A 429-nucleotide genomic window follows, 5' to 3' on the forward strand; every position below is an offset into this window, starting at 1 on the left:
GAACGCGCGCTGGAAGTCGTCACCGCCGGGCACGCCGAGGTGCCCGCCCGGCCGGAGCTGGCCGCGCTCGCGCTGCTGCTGTGGGCCCGCCGGTGGTGGCCCGCGAGCCCGATCCTCGGCATTGCGCCGCTGGACCCCGCGCTGCTGGACCTGGAAGCCGCGGTCGCGACGACGGCCGTGGCCGAGGGCGTGCTGGACGGCTTCGAAGCCACGCCGGGGGAGCTGTTCGACGCCGCCGCCGACGGGATCGCGGCGACCGTTGTCCCCGAGGAAGTCCGGGACCTGTGCCTGCGCCTGTCCGCCTGGTTCGACGTCCGGGACGACGTCGTGCGCGCCGAAGCCGCGGCCGCGCTGGCGTCGGCCGTCTCGCCGGGACAACGGGCGTACGCGCTGGCCGCGGGCACCGACGGGACGTCCGGCGGGGACGGG

The 429-nt window shown here is 77.6% G+C and carries 1 pseudogene; it reads left to right on the forward strand.

Features of this window, described 5'->3' with window-relative positions:
- Positions 1-429, forward strand: a pseudogene (locus tag G3I65_RS56230) (hypothetical protein); the annotation flags it as partial.

This window comes from Amycolatopsis sp. SID8362, from assembly GCF_010550475.1.
GTDB classification, from domain to species: Bacteria; Actinomycetota; Actinomycetes; order Mycobacteriales; family Pseudonocardiaceae; genus Amycolatopsis; species Amycolatopsis eburnea.